This window comes from Phocaeicola sp. RTP21198st1_B8_RTP21198_201120 (genome assembly GCF_040929485.1).
Lineage (GTDB): Bacteria > Bacteroidota > Bacteroidia > Bacteroidales > Bacteroidaceae > Phocaeicola > Phocaeicola dorei.
Genome location: NZ_JBCOCI010000410.1, coordinates 1 through 1,246, shown reverse-complemented (window position 1 = coordinate 1,246; position 1,246 = coordinate 1). Strand labels below are relative to the sequence as shown.

The following is a 1,246-nucleotide window of genomic DNA, read 5'->3' as shown; positions in this document are numbered from 1 at the left end:
TACATATATAGCACGACACAAATGCGAAGACTACTCAAATGAAATGAAGAAAAAATAAAATATATACGATTTTTTTTAATTCAACCAGAGAGAGATAGATTTGACGCTCTACGGTACGCACTGAAATATCAAGCTTTTCCGCTATTTCCAGATTACTCATTCCCTGAATACGGCTCATCTCAAAGATCAGCCGGCGCCGCTCGGGGAATTGTTCGACAGCCATTTGCAGAGCTAATTGTATTTCTTTATAATAGATAGCGTCCAGTGTATCACCCGACGGAGACAAATCCTTGAAAAGACTTTCTTCCATCTGTGCCTGTTGGTAAGACCGTTCTATGCGCTTATGCTTAAGAAAATCAAAAATAGCATGTTTGGTCATAGCATAGATATATTTATCTATCCCGGGGTTATCCTGCCAAATCTGCGGTTTGGCCCATAGTCGCGTGAAAACGTCCTGTGCTATATCATCCGCGTCCTGCCCCGATTTAAGGAGCATCAATGCGAAATTCTTCACCAGCGAATAATGTGCCTTGAAGACCAGATCGAATTCTTGTTCCAGTGTTATGTCTTTGTCCATTACTTCACAAGCATTTGTTGTCAGTAAGCAAAAGTAGAAAAATAAATCAAGACTTTAGGTCAGTCTGACAGAAGAAAAAACAAATTCCTTACGGGTTGGCTTACATTCATCATTGCGGCAACCGTCTACTGCCTGACAATAGAACCGACCGCAAGTTTCTGGGATTGCCCGGAGTTCATAACCACCGGCTATAAACTGGAAGTCGGACACCCGCCCGGCGCACCTTTCTTCATGCTAGTGGCGAATCTGTTTTCTCAATTTGCTTCCGACGTAACAACTGTTGCTAAAATGGTGAATTACATGAGTGCCCTCATGAGTGGCGCCTGTATTTTGTTCCTTTTCTGGAGCATCACCCATCTGGTACGCAAACTGATTATCACTGACGAAAACAATATCACCAAAGGACAGCTTATCACAGTGATGGGTAGCGGACTGATCGGTGCACTGGTTTATACATTCAGTGACACATTCTGGTTCTCGGCCGTGGAAGGTGAAGTATATGCCTTCTCCTCCCTGTTTACCGCTGTTGTTTTCTGGCTGATTCTGAAATGGGAAGACGTGGCCGACCAGCCTCATAGCGACCGCTGGATTATCCTCATCGCCTATCTGACGGGATTGAGTATCGGTGTTCACTTGCTGAACTTGCTTTGTCTGCCCGCCATCGTACTG

General features: G+C 44.3%; 2 protein-coding genes. One reads left to right on the top strand and one right to left on the bottom strand.

Features of this window, described 5'->3' with window-relative positions:
• Positions 1-34: 34 nt before the first annotated feature.
• Positions 35-577 (bottom strand): RNA polymerase sigma-70 factor, encoded by a 543-nt coding sequence (locus AB5935_RS26800; protein ID WP_004324196.1) that lies wholly within the window; start codon positions 575-577, stop codon positions 35-37.
• 45 nt (positions 578-622) lie between these two features.
• Here AB5935_RS26800 and AB5935_RS26795 point away from each other — a divergent pair.
• The coding region (locus AB5935_RS26795; RefSeq protein ID WP_368327956.1) for a DUF2723 domain-containing protein at positions 623-1,246 on the top strand (624 nt) is incomplete at its 3' end.